A 20,585-nucleotide genomic window follows, 5' to 3' on the forward strand; every position below is an offset into this window, starting at 1 on the left:
GATTTCTCTTTGTTCAAGGAGTCACCCCCTTGGTTTGAAGAAATCCTTACGGCTGTGATCTGCATACTCAGCCGGGAGGCATCCGCCGAAAATTCGATAACCTCCATCCTCGTCAACTAAGCCTTTTTCCGGGCGCTTAGTTCGGGCGCTATAATTATAGGTGAAGCAATAATCCCGTCTTTTCTTCCTCAGAGAAAATAAGAACAAGACAAGCTTGATTTTACAGCATGTGCCATGAACGGTCAATTGTTTTTTAAACAACTTTGCCACATGTCTCACAATTATCATATGTAAATCTCGCTTGTCTTGTTCGCTCTCTAATTATAGACTTCGTTACTCCAATCCCATTTCTGACCGGACGACTTCAGCAATGCGATTTACATATTCATCGCACAGCTCTTTCGTCTTCGCTTCAGCCATGACACGGACGAGAGGTTCAGTGCCTGAAGGGCGCACCAAAATCCGGCCGTCGCCGTTCATTTCTTTTTCAACTTCAGAAATAACAGCTTTTACTTTTTCGTTTTCTTCGACTTTATATTTATCGGTTACTCTCACATTGACTAACAGCTGCGGGAACTTCTGCATTTCAGCTGCAAGCTCTGACAGCGGCTTGCCTGTCGCTTTCAAAGTGTTCATCAGCATAATAGCAGACAATAATCCGTCTCCTGTCGTGTTGTAATCAAGGAAAATAAGGTGTCCTGACTGCTCTCCGCCGACATTGTAGCCGTCTTTTTTCATCGCTTCTACTACGTAGCGGTCGCCGACAGCTGTCTGTACGCTTTTGATGCCTTCTTTTTCGAGCGCCTTATAGAAGCCGAGGTTGCTCATCACGGTTGAAACCACTGTATCATCCTTCAAACGGCCCTCTGATTTCAGGTGTTTTGAGCATATGTACATGATTTGGTCGCCGTCAACGATATTTCCTTTTTCATCGACAGCAATCAGGCGGTCGCCGTCACCATCGAACGCAAGACCCAGATCGGCGTTTTTCTCTTTGACAAACGCGCTGAGCGCTTCTGGATGAGTCGATCCGACGCCGTCATTAATATTTAATCCGTTTGGAGAAGTTCCCATTGTTGACACATCTGCATCTAAATCAGCAAACAGGTGTGTCGCCAAGGACGATGTTGCGCCATGAGCACAGTCAAGCGCCACATGAATACCTGTGAAATCTTCATCAGCTGTCTGTTTTAAGAATTGCAGATATTTTTGGCCGCCTTCGAAATAATCATTTACAAGCCCGAGATCAGCTCCGACCGGTCTTGGCAGCTTATCCTCCGGTTCGTCCATCAGGCGCTCAATTTCAGCCTCCTGTTCATCAGAAAGCTTAAATCCGTCTCCCCCGAAAAACTTGATGCCGTTATCCTGCACTGGATTGTGAGAAGCAGAAATCATGACGCCTGCCTCTGCATCCATTGCTTTTGTTAAATAAGAGACACCAGGTGTAGAAATGACACCCAGACGCATGACTTCTGCGCCAATCGATAAAAGTCCGGCGACAAGGGCTCCCTCCAGCATATGGCCGGAGATCCGTGTATCGCGGCCTATCAGCACTTTTGGACGTTGTTTGTCTTTAGTCAGCACATAACCGCCGAAACGTCCGACTTTAAAGGCCAGCTCAGGTGTAAGCTCACTATTGGCGACACCTCTTACACCGTCTGTTCCAAAATACTTGCCCATTTTATAATCGCTCCTTTTTTATTCCGATGAGGATTGTGAATCCGCAGTGGATTCGTCCTCATCCTGATCTTGGTTTTGATCTTTATTTTCGTCTTGTTTTTGATCATTGCTGTCTTTATCAGTGTTCGTTGTATCTTCTTGCTGCTTGTTATCTTGATCATTCGTTTGTTTATTTGTGTCATCCTGGTTTCCTGATGTATTGCCACTGTTATCATTAGTTGATGTATTGCTTTTTTTGGACGTCAGCTTGATTTTGGCGTTTTTCTGCCCTAAGGACCAGGTTACATTCTGAGGCCCATTTACTTCAAGCTTCACGCTATGCTCCCCATCATCTAAATCTGAAACATTCACATATAATTCAATATCAGATTTCTTCAGATTTTTTATATTAGCGGGAGAGCCTTTAGCCGTCACGTCTATCGCCTGCGATTCAGGATCTAGAAACTCAATGTTTTGAGAGCTGCTCAGCCCTATAGTCTTAATAGGAATATTCTCAAATTTTTGATCCGCTTCACTATCAACTTCAATATGCAAAATCACCTTTGACGGCGAGATTTTTTTGACGCCGTCAGGAAGCGGGATGTCTGCCTCGATATCGGAATCCTTGTTAATTTTGCTTAAATCTAAGCTGACGCCGTCAATAAATTCAAGAGAATCCAACACATCCTGAGAGCCGTAAACTGTTACCTCACTGGGGCTGGATTCAATATTCGCTATGCTGACACCGTCAGGAAGGCTTCCTGTCCGTTCAATTTTAAAAGGCACTTTTTTACTCGGGCTTGTCACCGGAACGGTAATCTTGATGACCGAGGGCTCCACGTCGACAGGAAGCGCGTTTCCGTCTTTATCATAAACAGTCACTTTCGCTTCCTTTTCAATCGTTTCATCTGCGTTTTCCAAATTCACTGAAGCTTTCACAAGAGAAATGTTATCAATCACATTTTTAGATCCCGTAATCTGCACATTTTTCGGACTGACAATCGGCTGCTCCGGAGAATAGCCTTTTTTCATCTTGTTTTTATTGTAGTACTCCACTTCTACGGGAAAGCTTTTGGTCGTCCGTTCTTGAATGGTCACTGTCGTAACAGACGGATTGATCGAGATTGTCAGCCCATCCGACACGTTTTTGGCCTTAAGCTCGACCTTATGTGTGCCGGTTTTTAAATTTTCCATGTCGGCATAAATTTCAAAGTTCTTTGTCTGCCTAGCCTTTTTCACGGCGCTTGTCGAGCCTTTTATCGTGACATTAACCGTTTGCGGGACACCTGTCACGACGTAATTTTCATCATCATAATACGCTTTGACCGGTATATCGGTCAGTGTTGCTTCATCAATTGTTGATGTCGGAAAGAAAGATTCACCCGGTTTTTTCGGAGTCGGTGCTTGATTGCTGTTAACCGCCACATAAAGCAAGAGCGCGAAAAGCAGAGCAATGATTTTCACAGCCCAGCGGTTGTTTAAGAATTTATCCATTTTTCTTGCCCCTCCAATACCAGCGGTTAGAAGAAGTGTCTCTGGTGTTTTTCTTAAACTCGGCTTCAAGCATTTCTTTCAGTGCTTCTTCCGTCAGCTCTCTGTGAAGGTCGCCGTTCTTCGCCACACTGACGCCGCCGGTCTCTTCAGACACAATAATCGTCAAACTGTCCGTTACTTCGCTGATGCCGACAGCCGCTCTGTGCCGCGTACCCAGTTCTTTTGAAATAAACGGGCTCTCCGAAAGCGGCAGATAACAAGCGGCAGCGGCAATTTCATTATTCTTCATAATCACCGCACCGTCATGAAGCGGAGTGTTCGGAATAAAAATATTGATCAGCAGCTCAGAGCTGACCTTGGCATTCAATGGTATGCCGGTCTCAATATAATCCCCCATTCCAGTATCCCGCTCAATGGTCAGCAGGGCGCCTATACGGCGTTTCGCCATATAATTGATCGCCTTTGTGATTGCCTCAATCGTTTTCTGCTGCGCTTCCTCTACAGGCGTGCCGCTCCTTGAAAAAAAGCGGCCGCGGCCAAGCTGTTCAAGCGCTCTTCTCAGCTCAGGCTGAAAAATAATAATAATTGCTAAAAATCCCCATGTTATCGCTTGGTCCATCAGCCATTGAAGCGTGCTGAGGCCCAAGTATTGGCTGGCCATACGGACAAGCACGATCACTACAATTCCTTTTAACAGCTGAACCGCTTTCGTGCCGCGTATCACCATAATCAATTTATATATCACATACCAAACAAGGAGAATATCAACGGCATTGCCGAGGTACTGCAAAAAAGGGATATCCTCAAAAGCCATTTCCTCGTCCTCCAAGAATTCAGTCATTTCGTATTTTGTGTTTTACGTGTTACGCATATGTACTTTACATAGCGAGCCCATTATACCACATTTCGATTTAGCAAGTGAAATGTGCCCGCCCTCTCAGCCCGTAAAAAAAGAGCAAAGCGACTGACGCGCTTTACTCTTTTCCATTTGGATCTAATGCATGGAGTACACTTTTCCCCGCAGACTTCATTTTGTACCATGTCCAGTCGAATAATTGATTGATTTCTTCAATCTGACCGGTGACTTGTCCAGCAGAGGCCATATACTTTTCGCCGTTTACGACGGTTACATCCCCGTCAATTTTTCCTTTAATAATCAGCTTGCCGTTTTTAACAGTGACATCACCTTTGACCGTCTCACCTTCAGGCACGATCACAGTGTTGTTATGCACCACAAGATTCGGCTGCTTGGACACGCTGAAATTGTGGTCATTATGCCAGCTGTTTAAAAAACCTCCGCCCATCAAAATGATGAATACCGCAGCAGCTGCGATAACGGGATGGGATCTGAACCATCTTTTCACAGAAGCTCTTTTCTTCTCCTTAGGCAATTTTGCCATGACGTTAGCGGTAAAATTCGCGGGGGCTTCAACATGCGATGTGCTCCGGACGAGCGCTATGGATTTTTCCATCTCATAAAAATGCTTTCTGCATTTCTCGCATGTCTCAAGATGTTCCTTTAATACGTCTTCATCTTTTGGAAGGATATCTCCATCAAGATGCATATGCATAAGCTGCACAATTTGTTCAGGACAGCTCATTTCATCACCCCACTTAAAGATCCCTTAATTGTTTTCTGAGAGCCTCTCTGCCTCTGTGAATCCGCGTTTTTACAGTCCCCACAGGAATGTTCAGAATCTCGCCGATTTCAATTAATGAGAGTTCGTCAATATACTTTAATACGATGACTGTTCTGTATTTGTCAGGAAGCTTTAAAATCTTCTGCTGAATCGTGTTTGAGAGCTCCAGCGACACTACTGCATCTTCAGGCAAAACCCCATCTGCGGCGATTTGTGAATACATGGTCAAGCCTTCCGTACCAGCCACCTCTGCATCGAGGTAATAATCAGGCTTCTTTTTGCGAATGCGGTCAATGGTCAAATTGGTCGCGATTCGATAAAGCCAAGTTGAAAATTTCCGGTTAATATCAAAACTGTCGATATTAACGTACGCTCTGATGAAAGCCTCCTGTGCAATATCCTCCGCCTCATGCACATTGCCAAGCATACGGTAGCAAAGCTGATAAATTTTATCCTTGTAAATATCTACGATGTCCGCAAATGCATTTTGGTCGCCTTTTTTGACTTGCTTAATTCTCTTTTTAATCATCATTTCCATATTTATCTAACCTCTGCCTTCACCGGTCTGTATGTATACGAGCTTCGTTTCAAAAGGTTTCAACTTTTTTATAAAATAAGTTTATCAAATTTTTGGCAGGGTGTAGATGGTAATTCGTGAATAAACTACCTTAACATATTTTTAAAATTACTATACAGACTGAACAGTTAGAAGTTGGAATGGTTTTAAAAATAGAAAAAAGACACCTTTTGGTCAAAGGTGTCTGTGACTGGGCTAGCTGGATTCGAACCAACGCATGACGGAGTCAAAGTCCGTTGCCTTACCGCTTGGCTATAGCCCAATAATGGTGGAGGGGGGCAGATTCGAACTGCCGAACCCTGAGGGAGCGGATTTACAGTCCGCCGCGTTTAGCCACTTCGCTACCCCTCCATATAGATGTAAGAAAAGAGTGCCGGCAAGAGGACTTGAACCCCCAACCTACTGATTACAAGTCAGTTGCTCTACCAATTGAGCTACACCGGCAAGATGGTGGAGGATGACGGGCTCGAACCGCCGACCCTCTGCTTGTAAGGCAGATGCTCTCCCAGCTGAGCTAATCCTCCAAATGGTGACCCGTACGGGATTCGAACCCGTGTTACCGCCGTGAAAGGGCGGTGTCTTAACCGCTTGACCAACGGGCCGTTTGTGTTCTCGTCGAGCTGACAAAAGTTATTATATACAGGTTACCCCCTGTTTGTAAAGAGGAAAATTAAATTTTTTATTTTCAAACTTTTTAACTCCTTTTTTAACTGAAAAAGCCTCCCAACATTTATCATTTCTTTTATGATAGAGACAAACAAATCAAGAGAGGAGAAAACAATATGATTCTAGTCAGTTCTTGCCTTGGCGGCATTGAATGCAGATACAACGGCTCTCATGCCGCATCGGAGAAAATCAGAAAACTCGTCGAAGAAAATAAAGCAGTTATGGCATGCCCCGAGCTTCTCGGCGGCTTCTCAACTCCCCGCGAACCTGCAGAGATCATCGGAGGCAAAGGCGAGGATGTTCTCAATGGAACCGCGAAAATCGTGACAGCTTCAGGAGAAGATGTAACAGAATTATATATGGAAGGCGCCGCTAAAACATTAGCTTACGCAAAAGAAATCAATGCCTCTGCCGTCATATTAAAAGAAAACAGTCCATCGTGCGGAAGCAGTTTTATCTATAACGGCACATTCTCTGGCAAAAAAATCGCCGGCAGCGGAGTGACTGCCGCACTGCTAAAACAAGCGGGCTACCGCGTCATTTCAGAAAACCAGCTAGACGACATATTGTAAGGAGGCCGCCACATGACTCAAGACATTTCTTTATCCTTCTATAAGCCTGAACATTTGCCGGAGCTTCAATCATTCACGCTAAATAACGATGACAAACGCTTTACCTCTCTCCCCAAAGAGGTGCTGACTCAGGCCCTGGGCATACAGGACCGATATCCAGTTGTCATCTTAAAAGACGATCTGCCAGTCGGTTTTTTCATTTTACATACATCAAAAGAAACGCTTGCACCCTATTCTAACAATCCATTTGCTTTACTGCTCAGTTCCCTGTCTTTAAATGCTATGCATCACGGAAAAGGCTATGCCAAAAAAGCAATGCTTCAGCTTCCCTCTTTTGTGAGCGGTTATTTTCCATGGTGCGATGAAATCATCTTGGCCGTCAATCACCTGAACACACGAGCAAAGCATCTTTATATGAAAAGCGGGTTCCTTGATAAAGGACGGCGAAGAATCGGACCGCTCGGGGAACAGCTGATTCTTCATTATTTCTTATAGTCTTGCATGAAATAAAATTTCAAAAATATAAAAACATAGTTGAAATATCATGACAGAGATGAATATACTGAATAATAAGATATATTATTTTTAAACAGGGGGCATCCTCATGTCAGAACCATTAAACCTTCACCGTCTTACAACGGAATCACGTAATAGCCAAACAGCGGAAATCCACAAAGCAAACACGCTCGGCATCCTCAAAATGATTAATAACGAAGATTTGAAAGTTGCTGCCGCCGTTCAGCAGGTTCTCCCCGATATTAAAACAGCTGTCGACTGCGCGTACGACTCGTTTCAAAATGGAGGCCGCCTCATATACACAGGCGCCGGCACAAGCGGCAGACTCGGTGTCATGGATGCTGTTGAATGTCCTCCCACCTACAGCGTAAGCCCAGATCAGGTCATCGGAATCATGGCTGGAGGCCCCAAAGCATTTATGCAGGCAGCAGAGGGCATTGAAGACAGTGAAGAAGCAGGAGCTGAGGATTTAAAAAACATACACCTCACTTCAAACGACACCGTCATTGCCATCGCAGCAAGCGGGCGCACACCCTATGCCTCAGGCGCCCTAACATACGCCCGCAAAGTCGGAGCACACACCATCGCCCTTACCTGTAATGAAAATTCCGCCATCAGCAAGGATGCGGATCACAGCATTGAGGTTGTCGTCGGACCTGAGGCCATTACAGGATCAACACGTATGAAAGCCGCAACCGCTCATAAAATGATTCTAAACATGATATCCACCGCAGTAATGGTCAAAATCGGCAAGGTTTACGAGAACTTGATGGTGGACGTCAACGTCAGCAACAAAAAACTAAAAGAACGTGCCATCAGCATCATCCAAAGCCTCACAAACGCTTCATACGACACAGCCAGAAATACACTGGAACAAGCCGATCATCACGTCAAAACGGCAATCGTCATGCTCAAAACACGTACAGATCAGGAACAAGCTAAGACATTGCTTAATGAAGCAAACGGTTTTATAGACAAAGCAATCGAAAATTACCATTCATGATAAGGAGAGACCAAGAATGGCAGCAGGCGGTTTAGCCATCATCCAATCAATGAAGCACAAGCTCCCTCCATCCGAGCGTAAACTTGCAGATTACATCCTAACTCATCCCCACAAAGCAATAGAAAGCACTGTTAGTGAAATCAGTGCCTTAGCCAATTCAAGTGACGCTGCCGTCATCAGGCTCTGCAAATCACTCGGATTAAAGGGATTTCAAGATTTAAAAATGAGAGTAGCAGGGGATCTGGCAAAGCCTACTTTACAGGGCTACCGGGACATTGCTCCCCACGAACCGCTGCACTCCATTTCTGAAAAGACAGCCGGCAATGCCATTCAGGCCATTCAGGATACTTCAGACCTGATGGACTACAAAGAGCTGGAACGAGCGGTTTCTCTGCTTCTCAAAGCTCACACTGTGCATTTTATCGGCGTCGGGGCTTCCGGCATTGTCGCCAAGGACGCCCAGCAAAAATGGCTTCGCATTCATAAACAAGCTACCGCGTTCTCAGACACTCACCTTGTGGCATCTTTAATTGCAAATGCAGATAAGGATGACATCGTATTCGCCATTTCGTTTTCGGGAGAGACGCAGGAAATCATTGAACTGCTCACCATGGCTAAGGAAAAAGGCATCACAACGATCAGCCTCACACAATTCAGTCAGACATCCGTCTCTGCGCTGGCTGATGTCCCGTTGTACACAGCACATTCCAACGAAGCCCTGATTCGAAGTGCAGCCACTTCCTCCCGCCTCGCTCAGCTTTTTATGATTGATGTTTTGTTTTTAGGCATGGCCGCTGAGCAGTATGAAGAAACAACCGGCTATATCGATAAAACGAGAGCAGCCATACAATCTATGAGAAAAAAATAAGACATCTTGAAGAGGAGGGGTTTTGATGAGCAAAGAAAATAACTACAATCATCTCGCAAAGAAAATCCTTGAGCTATGCGGAGGAAAATCCAATATTTCCTCATATACTCATTGCATGACACGCCTGCGTATTACGCCTTACGATGAAAACAAAACAGATATTCAGGCCTTAAGAGACCTGGACGGCGTATTAGGAGTCGTTGAAGCTGAAACCTTACAAATCATCCTCGGCACCGGAGTCGTCAATCATGTCACAGCCGCTTTCTCAAAGCTCGTGTCAGGAGAAGAAGGTGTCGATGTCAAAGAAGCAGCTGCCAAAAAGAAAGCAGATATAAATCGGAAAAACGCCACTCCTTTTAAACTATTCTTACGTAAAATTGCCAGCATCTTTATCCCTCTTATTCCCGCACTCGTCGCTTCCGGTTTAATCACTGGGATTACCAAAGCAATTATACAAGCCGGATGGCTCTCTGCAGAATCACAAATCGCTGTTATCCTGACAGTCATCGGATCAGGACTGTTCACATATCTCGGCATCCTCGTCGGCATTAACGCATCGAAAGAATTTGGCGGTACACCCGCTCTTGGGGCTTTGGCAGGGATCTTGATTATTAATCCGGAGATCGCAAAGATCAGTTTATTCGGAGAACAGCTTCTTCCGGGCAGGGGAGGTCTGATCGGAGTTCTTTTCGCAGCCATATTCATTGCTTACACCGAACAATTTATCCGCCGTTTTATTCCTCAATCTCTCGATATCATTGTCACCCCAACCGTTTCACTATTAATCACCGGAATCGTCACATATGTCGTATTTATGCCTTTAGGCGGCTTCTTTTCTGATGCCATTACATCTGGCCTTCTGTCCATCCTGGACTTCGGCGGCATCGCTGCAGGCTTTATTCTGGGCGCAACCTTCCTTCCTCTCGTCGTGACCGGACTGCATCAAGGCTTGACGCCTGTGCACATGGAACTGATCAATTCAATCGGCAATGATCCTTTGCTCCCTATTCTGGCTATGGGAGGTGCAGGACAGGTAGGCGCGGCCTTTGCCATCTTTGTGAAAACGAAAAAAACAACATTGAGAAAAGCGATCGCCGGAGGGCTTCCTTCGGGGCTGCTCGGCATTGGTGAACCGCTTATTTTCGGAGTCACGCTGCCGCTCGGCCGTCCGTTTTTAACAGCGTGCCTAGGTGCCGGAATCGGCGGCGCTTTTCAAGCTTATTTTCAGGTAGCCACCTTTGCGATCGGTGTCTCCGGGCTGCCGCTTTCCTTTCTCGTCCTGCCATCACAAATCATCCTATATATCGTCGGGCTCTTTATTTCATACGCGGCCGGCTTTTTATTGACCTACGCATTCGGGTATAAAGATGAAATGGCTTCTCAGTTCGATTAAATTGTTTCTGTTTTTGGGATAGTAACGGGATAGAAGCACGGAAAGGAGCAAGCCTGTGAAAACTAAAACATTGTCCTTACTCAGTGCCATTTTAATCCTATCTATATTGACGCCAAATGAAACCTTCGCGCAAACAGCAGATTACCAAGTTGAGCCGAAAACCATAAATGCAGAAACTGCACAATTCTCGTCGAAGAAACTAAGGAAGGCTGATCAGATGATTGAACGGGATATTGCAGCAGGATTTCCAGGCGCCGTTCTTGTCGTCGTGAAGGATGGCCGCATCATAAAAAAAGAAGCATACGGCTACAGTAAAAAGTACGAAGGATCAGAACTGCTGCGCCGTCCGGTAAAAATGAAAACCCGCACGATGTTTGACTTAGCCTCTAATACGAAAATGTACGCAACTAATTTTGCATTGCAGCGCTTAGTCAGCCAAGGAAAACTCGACGTCTATGAAAAGGTTTCTGCATATTTGCCTGATTTCAAAGATCAGCCGGGAGACCTTATTAAAGGAAAAAACAAGATTCGTGTCATCGATGTTCTCCAGCACCAGTCCGGGCTCCCCTCAAGCTTTTACTTTTACACGCCGGAAAAAGGCGGCATGTACTATTCTCAGGATCGGGACAAAACGATTGAATATTTGACAAAAATCCCGCTCGATTATGAAACAGGGACAAAACACGTATACAGTGACATCGGATATATGCTCCTCGGCTGTATTGTCGAAAAACTCACCGGTAAACCGCTTGATATCTACACGGAGCAAGAACTTTACAAGCCGCTGGGACTGAGACATACCTTGTACAATCCGCTGCAAAAAGGCTTTAAACCAAAGCAGTTCGCAGCTACTGAACGTATGGGCAATACGCGCGACGGCGTTATTCATTTCCCTAACATCCGCACAAACACGCTGCAAGGAGAAGTTCATGACGAAAAAGCGTTTTACTCAATGGGCGGCGTGTCCGGCCATGCCGGATTGTTCTCAAATGCTGATGATATGGCCATTCTGCTGCAAGTCATGTTAAACAAAGGATCACACCGCAGCGTTTCTTTATTTGATCAAAAAACAGCCGACCTATTTACAGCACCTTCAGCAACAGATCCGACATTCGCATTTGGCTGGCGGCGAAACGGAAGTAAAAGCATGGAATGGATGTTTGGCCCTTATGCCAGTGAAAAGGCTTACGGGCATACCGGCTGGACAGGGACAGTTACCGTCATTGATCCAACCTACAATTTAGGCATCGCATTGTTAACAAATAAAAAGCATTCACCAGTAGCTGATCCAGAGGAAAATCCAAACGTGTTTGAGGGTGACCAATTTCCAACAGGCAGTTATGGGAGCGTCATTACCGCGATTTATGAAGCGATGGAATGAATGATTCAACGATAGGAGGAAGTTTCTATGAAACCTGTCTTTCCGCTTATCCTTTCAGCTGTTCTCTTTCTTTCATGTTTTCTCGGCGCCAGTCAGACAAAAGCCACTTCATCCAGTGGCTCAGCCGACGCCAAGCAGATTGTCAATCGCATGACATTAGATGAAAAACTCGGCCAGATGCTGATGCCCGATTTCAGAAATTGGAAAAAGGAGGGCGAGTCCTCTCCGCAAGCCTTTACAGAAATGAATGAGGAAGTCGCCGGCCTCATCAAAAAATATCAATTCGGCGGCGTCATTCTTTTTGCAGAAAATGTAAAAACAACAAAGCAAACTGTACAGCTGACAGACGCTTACCAAAAGGCGAGCCCTAAAATCCCGCTGATCCTGAGTATTGACCAGGAAGGCGGCATCGTAACGAGATTAGGGGAGGGCACTAATTTCCCAGGGAATATGGCGCTGGGCGCAGCCAGAAGCAGAATCAATGCCTATCAGACCGGCACCATTATTGGGAAGGAGCTTTCTGCCTTAGGCATTAATACAGATTTCAGCCCTGTTATGGACATTAATAATAATCCTGATAATCCAGTAATCGGCGTACGGTCATTCAGCTCCAATCGAGAACTGACAGCACGACTCGGTTTATATACGATGAAGGGTTTGCAGCGGCAAGATATCGCCTCTGCCCTCAAACATTTCCCGGGACATGGAGACACGGACGTTGACAGCCATTACGGACTGCCGCTCGTTTCCCATAATCAAGAAAGGCTTCGTGAGGTCGAACTCTATCCTTTTCAAAGAGCAATTGATGCCGGTGCTGATATGGTGATGACAGCTCACGTTCAATTTCCTGCCTTTGACGACACCACATACAAAAGCAAACTCGATGGATCGGACGTTTTGGTTCCGGCTACACTCTCGAAAAAAGTGATGACAGGTCTTCTTCGTCAGGAAATGGGCTTTGATGGCATCATCGTTACCGATGCTCTCAATATGAAAGCAATTGCAGATCACTTTGGCCAGGAAGATGCGGTAGTCATGGCTATAAAAGCCGGCGTCGATATTGCATTAATGCCTGCCTCAGTTACTTCACTGAAAGAAGAACAGAAATTCGCACGTGTTATTCAAGCCTTAAAAGAAGCCGTGAAAAACGGAGACATTCCTGTACATCAAATCAACAAATCGGTAGAACGAATCATTTCCCTGAAAATAAAACGCGGTATGTATCCAGCTCGAAATGACGACAGCCTAAAAGAAAAAATAGCGAAAGCCCAGAAAATCGTAGGAAGCAAGCGTCACCTGAAAGCCGAGAAAAAAATAGCTGAAAAAGCAGTGACCGTATTAAAAAATGAACAGCACACCTTGCCGTTCAAACCTAAAAAAGACAGCCGAATCTTAATTGTCGCGCCTTACGAAGAACAAACTGCTTCGATTGAACAAACCATTCGCGATCTCATCAAGCGAAAGAAAATCAAACCCGTGTCCCTCAGCAAAGTCAATTTTGCCAACCAAGTATTTAATGCCGAGCATGAAAAACAAGTAAAAGAGGCTGATTATATCATTACTGGCTCCTACGTCGTGAAAAATGATCCTGTCGTCAACGACGGTGTCATCGACGACAGCATATCAGATTCAAGCAAATGGGCCACCGTCTTTCCGAGAGCTATGATGAAAGCCGCACTGCAGCACAACAAACAATTTGTCTTAATGAGCCTGCGCAACCCATATGATGCCGCCAATTTTGAAGAAGCTAAGGCACTCATTGCTGTCTATGGCTTTAAAGGATACGCAAACGGGCGTTATCTTCAACCTAATATTCCGGCCGGAGTTATGGCGATATTCGGCCAGGCAAAACCTAAAGGCACACTTCCAGTTGACATTCCATCAGTCACCAAACCGGGAGACATCCTTTACCCATATGGCTACGGGTTAAATATCAAAACGGGAAAACGACTTTAACAAGGAGGGGCACATGCGAAAAACAATATTCGCTTTTCTTACAGGTCTCATGATGTTCGGAACGATAACAGCTGCCTCAGCATCACCCGATTCCAGGAATCAAACGGCTAAAAAACCTAAAGTCCAGACCGGCATAGACACGCTTTTCCCGGATTATAAAAAGCAGCTCAAAGGAAAACGAATTGGATTGATCACCAACCCAACCGGCGTAAACCCATCTCTGAAAAGCAGTGTCGATATTCTTTACGAGAACCCTGATATCAAGCTGACAGCTTTATTCGGTCCTGAGCACGGCGTTCGCGGCGACGCTCAGGCGGGAGACGAAGTAGGCTCTTACATTGACGAAAAAACCGGGATTCCTGTATACAGCCTCTACGGAAAAACGAAGAAACCGACTCCAGAGATGCTGAAAAATGTCGATGTTCTTATGTTTGACATTCAGGATGTCGGGACCCGTTACTACACGTACATTTATACAATGGCATACGCAATGGAGGCCGCTAAAGAAAACGGCATTCCTTTTATGGTGCTGGACCGCCCGAATCCTCAAGGCGGGAAACATATTGAAGGACCGATCTTAGAGCCTGAGTACGCCTCATTTGTCGGACTGTATCCCATTCCGTTAAAGCACGGAATGACCATAGGCGAATTGGCTTTACTATTCAACAAGGAATTTGACATTGATGCAGATCTGACAGTGGTGAAAATGAAACACTGGAAACGAAAAATGGATTTTGACGACACCAGACTGCCTTTCGTCCTCCCTTCACCTAACATGCCGACGGTGGAGAGCACATTTGTTTATCCCGCAACCGGGCTGATTGAAGGAACGAATATATCCGAAGGGCGGGGAACGACAAAGCCATTCGAATTGATTGGGGCTCCCTTTATCAAAAGCACAGAACTTGAAGAAGCATTAAACAGCCTTAATCTGCCGGGCGTGACATTCAGGGCGGCTTCCTTTACGCCGACGTTTTCTAAACATCAAGGAACGCTTTGCCACGGTGTGCAGCTCTATGTGACAGACAGAGAAAAGTTTGAAGCAGTAAAAACAGGTCTGTCACTCATTAAAACAATACACGACCTCTATCCTGAGGATTTTGAGTTCCTATCAACAGATTCATTTGATAAACTGGCAGGCAACGGCTGGATCAGGACAAAAATTAAAAACGGCGCTTCTATTGAAGACATCATTGACAGCTATGAAAAACCACTCCAACAATTCAGCAAAACAAGAAAAAAATATGTCATCTATTAAGACGTAAACATCGTATGTTACACGTGTAACATATTCTTACCGAACAAAAGACCCTTACTTTCACATCTGAGTAAGGGTTTTTTCATGACAAAAAACCACCCGCTTTATATAGGAAAACTTTCATTTATTTGGTACAATCTTATTGAAAATGATTATCAATTGAATGTTTCTGAAAAGGTGGTCTACTCTTGCAAAATACAGTGATTTATCATCCCATACAAATTGAATATCTGAAAAAAACAAGTGATCTCTTCTCAGAACAGCAATTAACCGATTCATACGTGCTGATCTTTCATTTAAAAGGAAACGGCCATATTTCGATCGGAACAAACATCAGTCCTCTGCAAAAAAGGACACTTTATGTTTGTCCGCCTCACGAGACCTTCGGCTTTACGCCCGCAGCCGAAGGACATATAGATGCCTGTCTGATCAGGCTTCAAAGCTACATAAAGGAAACCGGGCAAGATATCTTAATACCATGTACAGAAACGGAATTAGCCAAACTGAAGCTTGTGAATGTTTCACATATCGAAAACCTTACAGCTCGGCTTCAAGAGCTTGCAGCGCTATGGAATGAATCGTCTCAGCTTTCACAGCTAAAATGTGTGATTGAAGTACAAAGCCTGATTTATGACCTCTTCACTGCCAGTTCAGCTGACCAGACGGATACACATTCAGCAATCGAAAAAACAAAACAATACATCGAAACCCATGCCGATACAAAAATTACACTTGCCCAGCTGTCGCAAATGGCAGGAATCAGCGCCAAACACTACAGCGAAACCTTTAAAAAATGGACAGGTCAAAGCGTAACAGAATTTATCACAAAAACGCGAATCACCAGAGCAAAACGGCTCATGGCAAGATCAAATTGCAAATTGAAAGAAATCGCTCATCAAACCGGCTATCAAGATGAATTTTATTTCAGCAGAATCTTTAAAAAACATACAGGCTGTTCACCTACAAGCTATATGAAAAAACGCCAAAAAAAAATTGCCGCATATGGAAGGGGCACAATGGGACATCTCATCCCTCTTCATCACATACCGTTTGCGGCCGCGCTGCATCCAAAATGGACGTCTTACTATTATCAGCATTATTCGACAGATATCCCCGTCCAGCTCAGCGCATATCGGTTTAATGAAAAGTGGAAAGAAAACCTGCACACGTTATCTCAAGCTGAACCAGATGTGATTTTGAGCATGGATTCTATTACCTCTGAAGAACAAAATCGCCTGAATCGCATTGCAGAAGTGATTTATCTTCCTTCAGAAGAGAGTTGGAGAACTCACTTTCTGCAAACAGCTTCATTCTTAAAAGAAGAGACCGAAGCAGAAAAGTGGCTCGCGGCTTATGACCAGCAGACGGCGGCCGCCAAAAGAACACTTCAGCACGCCGAAGGGCTGCGTTTTCTCTTTTTAAGGCTGCATAAGCAAGACTTTTACCTGGCACATAATCGAAGCGTCCGCGAAGTCTTCTTTGGAGATTTAGGATTTCGCTCGGCAAAAACGGCAGACACGCCTTCAGAGCAAGCGATTTCGTTAGAAAATATCGCAAATTGCCAAGCTGACTGCATGATGCTTTTTCTATTTAAAGAGCCTGAAACCATTGCTTATTACCAGCAATTGCAGCAGACAGAAGCGTGGCAAAACCTAAGCGTGGTGCGGAATAACCGTGTTTATCTTCTATCCTTTGACCCGTGGAATGAATACTCAGCTTGCGGGCACGAACGGATCGTTCAGCAAACGATTTCTTTACTATCCGGTGATAGTCCATGATAAATATGGAATTTGTCCATGGTGTTATATCTGTTCATTCTCTATAATTCCAATTGATAATAGTTATCAATTGAACAGGAGGCTCTATAGATGAAAAAGATATCTCTTACCTTATTAATCTTGCTTCTCGCGCTTACGGCGGCAGCTTGCGGCAGCAAAAACGAATCGACTGCCAGCAAGGCAAGCGGCACAGCATCTGAGAAGAAGAAAATTGAATACCTTGATAAAACATATGAAGTAACTGTACCGACAGACAAAATTGCCATTACGGGAAGCGTTGAATCGATGGAAGACGCGAAACTGCTTGACGTTCATCCGCAAGGCGCGATTTCATTCTCCGGCAAATTCCCTGAAATGTTCAAAGACATCACTGATAAAGCCGAAGCAACCGGAGAAAAAATGGAGCCAAACATTGAAAAGATTCTTGAAATGAAGCCAGACGTCATCCTTGCTTCAACAAAATTCCCGGAAAAAACACTGCAAAAAATAAGCACAGCCGGCACGACGATCCCAGTTTCTCACATCTCTTCAAACTGGAAAGAAAACATGATGCTGCTTGCCCAGCTGACTGGAAAAGAGAAAAAGGCGAAAAAAATCATCGCAGACTATGAACAAGATCTAAAAGAAACAAAAACAAAAATCAATGAAAAAGCAAAAGATTCAAAAGCGCTTGTCATCAGAATCAGACAAGGCAACATTTACATTTACCCTGAACAGGTGTACTTCAACTCCACACTTTATGGTGATTTAGGCCTTAAAGCGCCGAATGAAGTAAAAGCTGCAAAAGCGCAAGAGCTGATTTCATTAGAAAAATTAAGTGAAATGAATCCTGACCATATCTTCGTCCAATTTTCTGATGATGAAAATGCAGACAAACCTGAAGCATTAAAAGATTTAGAGAAAAATCCAATCTGGAAAAGCCTTAAAGCAGTCAAAGAAGATCATGTGTACGTCAACTCAGTAGATCCTCTCGCACAAGGCGGCACAGCTTGGAGCAAAGTCCGCTTCCTGAAAGCGGCTTCTGAAAAATTGACACAAAACTAATTCAGAGTAGGTTTTTTTATGTATTCAAAACAGTGGACACGTATCATATTGATTACTTCTCCATTTGCTATTGCACTGTCGCTGATGCTTTCAATCCTATATGGCGCAAAGCATCTTAGCACAGATATTGTTTTTACATCTCTTATTCATTTTGATCCGGGAAACACAGACCATCAAATTATATGGCATTCCCGGATTCCAAGGGCTGCCGGCGCTCTGCTCATAGGGGCAGCCCTTGCTGTTTCTGGAGCGCTTATGCAAGGCATAACGCGCAATTATTTAGCTTCGCCCTCCATTATGGGCGTTTCAGATGGTTCCGCGTTTATCATCACGCTTTGTATGGTTTTGCTCCCGCAATCGTCTTCGTTTGAAATGATCATTTACTCTTTTATCGGCTCAGCGTTAGGAGCTGTGTTAGTATTCAGCCTTGCCGCCATGATGCCTAACGGGTTTACCCCCGTGCAGCTTGCCATCATCGGCACAGTCACAAGCATGCTGCTCAGCAGTTTATCAGCGGCCATGTCGATTTATTTTCAAATCTCACAAGATCTCAGTTTCTGGTACAGCGCCAGACTTCATCAAATGAGTCCTGATTTCCTGAAGCTAGCCGCTCCGTTTTTCCTGATTGGCATCGTAATGGCTATTTCTCTCAGCAAAAAGGTGACCGCTGTATCATTAGGTGACGACATTTCTAAAAGTTTGGGGCAAAAGAAAAAAACCATTAAAATCATGGCGATGCTTTCAGTCATCATTTTAACCGGCAGTGCTGTAGCGCTGGCCGGAAAAATAGCGTTTGTCGGATTGGTTGTTCCACATATCACGAGATTTCTCGTTGGCTCCGATTACAGCAGGCTGATTCCGTGTTCCTGCATTTTGGGCGGAATCTTTTTAACCCTGTGTGATCTCGCAAGCAGATTTATCAATTATCCGTTTGAAACACCGATTGAAGTCGTGACATCCATTATCGGCGTGCCTTTCTTCCTTTATTTGATTAAACGAAAAGGAGGGGAGCAAAATGGCTAAAAAATATGCCGTGTTCATCGCTTTGATTCTCGTTGTCAGCTATTTCAGCTTAACGAGCGGATCATTTTCTGTTCGTCCGGCTGAGCTGCTCTCCACTCTTTTTCAGATCGATCCGAATCCGCAGTATGAAATTTTGCTGTTCGATTTAAGACTGCCGCGGGTCGTCATGGCAGCCATTATCGGGCTCGGTCTTGGCATTGCAGGCGCGGTCATCCAGGCCATCACACGAAACGGACTTGCAGACCCGGGAATTCTCGGAATCAACGCAGGGGCGGGAGCCGGGATTGTTGCATTCATGCTCTTGTTCCAGGGTCAGAAAGAAGTGACATCCATTGCTGCAGCGATGGGAATGCCTTTTTTCGGATTGATAGGCGGACTGATTGCGGCGATCCTGATTTACATATTTGCATGGCACAGAGGCAATTTAGATTCAGGAAGAATTATTTTGGTAGGAATCGCGATCAATTCAGGATTCAGCGCACTGTCTTTGTTTTTATCATTAAAAATGGACCCGCAAGACTATCAAATGGCCATGGTGTGGAAAAACGGAAGCATCTGGTCTGCCAACTGGACGTACATCACAGCCGTTCTCCCATGGATGCTGCTGTTTATACCGATTCTTATCGCCAAGTCCCGCTTGCTCGACACCATTCGTTTTGATGAAGACACAGTCCGAAGCCTCGGTATTTCATCAAATAAAGAAAAAACCATCCTGCTCGTTGCCTGTGTAGCAATCATCAGCGCCTGTGTCTCCGTAGCGGGAAGCATGGCGTTTGTCGGCTTAATTGCTCCCCATATTTCACGGAGACTGGCTGGTGTCGAACACCGCTACATCCTGCCACTGAGCGGTTTAATCGGCATGCTGCTTGTAATAAGCGCAGACTTTGCCGGAAAACTGTTTTTCCAGCCCGCGGAAGTGCCCGCAGGCATCATTTTGGCGATCCTCGGTGTTCCTTATTTCTTATATCTGCTTTTTAAGCAAAAAAAGGGGGAGAATGCTTGAACGGATCCCTTTCAGAGCATAAAGCCGGGAAAAGGAGGTTCACGCTGTACCTCCCTTCTTCCTACAGTCCAGGCAGCAGGGCATTTCCTGCTGTTTACGTACAGGATGGCAGTTCTTTGTTTCAAGACCAAATCGAATTATTAGAAAGCGCATTTCAACAGCGAAGGCTGCCTGAACTCGTGCTGATCGGTATCGATCCCGAAAACCGGCTAAATGAATACACGCCTTGGCCGGCTGCATCACTTAGTGATCGGTTCCCGGACTTCGGCGGAATGGGATATCACTATCTGTCTGATATAACGAACCAGTTCATTCCGCTTATCGAAGAAAACTGGAACGTCACCAGGGAACCGCAGTCAAGAGGAATGATCGGTGCCTCATTAGGCGGCCTCATCTCAATGTTCGCCTTATTAAAGTACCCGTCGGTGTTTGGAAAAATAGGCTCTATCTCAGGTTCATACTGGTACGAGAACGCACCGGAAACCGTTCATTTATCTTCTTTAAAGCCCGGCACTTCACGTATTTTTATGTCTGTCGGCAGTGACGAAGGCCGTGAGAAACAATCCATTCAGCGGAATATGCTGCAGAATACAAAACAAGTGCACCAAAGTTTAAAAGAAAAAGGCTTCACTGAAGAGCAACTGTGTCTTTCAATTGAAAAAGGGGCGGTGCACCACCGCAAGTACTTCTGCAAACAGTTCATCATCGCGCTCAAATGGCTATACGGAAAAAACCGCTCAACCCTATGAGCGGT

At 44.9% G+C, this 20,585-nt stretch carries 18 protein-coding genes and 5 tRNA genes; 13 read left to right on the forward strand and 10 right to left on the reverse strand.

The genetic code is table 11. The annotated features are described in order from the left end of the window. Positions 1-333: 333 nt before the first annotated feature. The 10 genes from glmM to KHQ79_RS19395 form a co-directional block, all read right to left on the reverse strand. On the reverse strand, positions 334-1,680 hold the full coding sequence (glmM, locus tag KHQ79_RS19350; protein ID WP_003241450.1) for a phosphoglucosamine mutase: 1,347 nt from the start codon (positions 1,678-1,680) through the stop codon (positions 334-336). Between the two features lie 18 nt (positions 1,681-1,698). Beyond that, positions 1,699-3,153, reverse strand: a complete 1,455-nt coding sequence (gene cdaR, locus KHQ79_RS19355; protein WP_225516613.1) for a CdaA regulatory protein CdaR — start codon at positions 3,151-3,153, stop codon at positions 1,699-1,701. Beyond that, entirely contained in the window at positions 3,146-3,967 is an 822-nt protein-coding gene (gene cdaA / locus KHQ79_RS19360; protein ID WP_003223651.1) for a diadenylate cyclase CdaA, read from the reverse strand. Before cdaA ends, cdaR begins: the two co-directional genes overlap by 8 nt. A gap of 160 nt (positions 3,968-4,127) precedes the next feature. Beyond that, complete coding sequence (gene rsiW, locus KHQ79_RS19365; protein WP_003241455.1) at positions 4,128-4,754, reverse strand: anti-sigma-W factor RsiW; 627 nt, start codon at positions 4,752-4,754, stop codon at positions 4,128-4,130. 13 nt (positions 4,755-4,767) lie between these two features. Next, positions 4,768-5,331: an RNA polymerase sigma factor SigW gene (sigW, locus tag KHQ79_RS19370; protein WP_014478649.1), complete on the reverse strand. Its 564-nt coding sequence runs from the start codon at positions 5,329-5,331 to the stop codon at positions 4,768-4,770. Positions 5,332-5,560: 229 nt separating this feature from the next. Further along, a tRNA-Gln gene (locus tag KHQ79_RS19375) sits at positions 5,561-5,632 on the reverse strand. Between the two features lie 4 nt (positions 5,633-5,636). After that, a tRNA-Tyr gene (locus KHQ79_RS19380) sits at positions 5,637-5,721 on the reverse strand. Between the two features lie 20 nt (positions 5,722-5,741). Next, a tRNA-Thr gene (locus KHQ79_RS19385) sits at positions 5,742-5,814 on the reverse strand. Between the two features lie 4 nt (positions 5,815-5,818). Continuing rightward, positions 5,819-5,894 (reverse strand) — tRNA-Val (locus KHQ79_RS19390). Between the two features lie 3 nt (positions 5,895-5,897). Next, positions 5,898-5,972, reverse strand: a tRNA-Glu gene (locus tag KHQ79_RS19395). A 180-nt stretch (positions 5,973-6,152) separates the two neighbouring features. Here KHQ79_RS19395 and KHQ79_RS19400 point away from each other — a divergent pair. The 13 genes from KHQ79_RS19400 (at position 6,153) to KHQ79_RS19460 (ending at position 20,580) form a co-directional block, all read left to right on the forward strand. Continuing rightward, positions 6,153-6,608, forward strand: a complete 456-nt coding sequence (locus tag KHQ79_RS19400) for a 2-thiouracil desulfurase family protein (protein WP_003241460.1) — start codon at positions 6,153-6,155, stop codon at positions 6,606-6,608. Between the two features lie 12 nt (positions 6,609-6,620). Continuing rightward, positions 6,621-7,103: a GNAT family N-acetyltransferase gene (locus tag KHQ79_RS19405; RefSeq protein WP_019257306.1), complete on the forward strand. Its 483-nt coding sequence runs from the start codon at positions 6,621-6,623 to the stop codon at positions 7,101-7,103. Positions 7,104-7,212: 109 nt separating this feature from the next. Further along, entirely contained in the window at positions 7,213-8,127 is a 915-nt protein-coding gene (murQ, locus tag KHQ79_RS19410; RefSeq protein ID WP_225516615.1) for an N-acetylmuramic acid 6-phosphate etherase, read from the forward strand. Positions 8,128-8,143: 16 nt separating this feature from the next. Next, positions 8,144-8,995: a MurR/RpiR family transcriptional regulator gene (locus KHQ79_RS19415; protein WP_060397812.1), complete on the forward strand. Its 852-nt coding sequence runs from the start codon at positions 8,144-8,146 to the stop codon at positions 8,993-8,995. Between the two features lie 25 nt (positions 8,996-9,020). Further along, the gene (locus tag KHQ79_RS19420) at positions 9,021-10,388 is read left to right on the forward strand and encodes a PTS transporter subunit EIIC (protein WP_225516617.1); all 1,368 of its coding nucleotides are present in this window, start codon (positions 9,021-9,023) and stop codon (positions 10,386-10,388) included. A 55-nt stretch (positions 10,389-10,443) separates the two neighbouring features. After that, the gene (gene pbp4b, locus KHQ79_RS19425; protein WP_225516619.1) at positions 10,444-11,769 is read left to right on the forward strand and encodes a penicillin binding protein PBP4B; all 1,326 of its coding nucleotides are present in this window, start codon (positions 10,444-10,446) and stop codon (positions 11,767-11,769) included. Between the two features lie 27 nt (positions 11,770-11,796). Continuing rightward, positions 11,797-13,725 (forward strand): glycoside hydrolase family 3 protein, encoded by a 1,929-nt coding sequence (locus tag KHQ79_RS19430; protein ID WP_225516621.1) that lies wholly within the window; start codon positions 11,797-11,799, stop codon positions 13,723-13,725. A gap of 13 nt (positions 13,726-13,738) precedes the next feature. Further along, complete coding sequence (locus KHQ79_RS19435; RefSeq protein WP_225516623.1) at positions 13,739-14,983, forward strand: exo-beta-N-acetylmuramidase NamZ family protein; 1,245 nt, start codon at positions 13,739-13,741, stop codon at positions 14,981-14,983. Between the two features lie 188 nt (positions 14,984-15,171). Then, the gene (gene btr / locus KHQ79_RS19440) at positions 15,172-16,761 is read left to right on the forward strand and encodes a bacillibactin transport transcriptional regulator Btr (RefSeq protein WP_225516625.1); all 1,590 of its coding nucleotides are present in this window, start codon (positions 15,172-15,174) and stop codon (positions 16,759-16,761) included. 90 nt (positions 16,762-16,851) lie between these two features. After that, entirely contained in the window at positions 16,852-17,805 is a 954-nt protein-coding gene (feuA, locus tag KHQ79_RS19445; RefSeq protein ID WP_060397806.1) for an iron ABC transporter substrate-binding protein FeuA, read from the forward strand. An 18-nt stretch (positions 17,806-17,823) separates the two neighbouring features. Next, the gene (locus KHQ79_RS19450) at positions 17,824-18,828 is read left to right on the forward strand and encodes a FecCD family ABC transporter permease (RefSeq protein WP_060397805.1); all 1,005 of its coding nucleotides are present in this window, start codon (positions 17,824-17,826) and stop codon (positions 18,826-18,828) included. Next, positions 18,821-19,831, forward strand: coding sequence for an iron ABC transporter permease FeuC (gene feuC / locus KHQ79_RS19455; RefSeq protein WP_019257297.1), 1,011 nt, complete (start codon positions 18,821-18,823; stop codon positions 19,829-19,831). The genes KHQ79_RS19450 and feuC overlap by 8 nt, the downstream gene beginning before the upstream one ends. Next, positions 19,828-20,580 (forward strand): alpha/beta hydrolase, encoded by a 753-nt coding sequence (locus tag KHQ79_RS19460; RefSeq protein ID WP_225516626.1) that lies wholly within the window; start codon positions 19,828-19,830, stop codon positions 20,578-20,580. Before feuC ends, KHQ79_RS19460 begins: the two co-directional genes overlap by 4 nt. The last annotated feature ends 5 nt before the right edge of the window (positions 20,581-20,585 follow it).

This window comes from Bacillus sp. TSO22 (assembly GCF_020223595.1).
Taxonomy (GTDB): domain Bacteria; phylum Bacillota; class Bacilli; order Bacillales; family Bacillaceae; genus Bacillus; species Bacillus inaquosorum.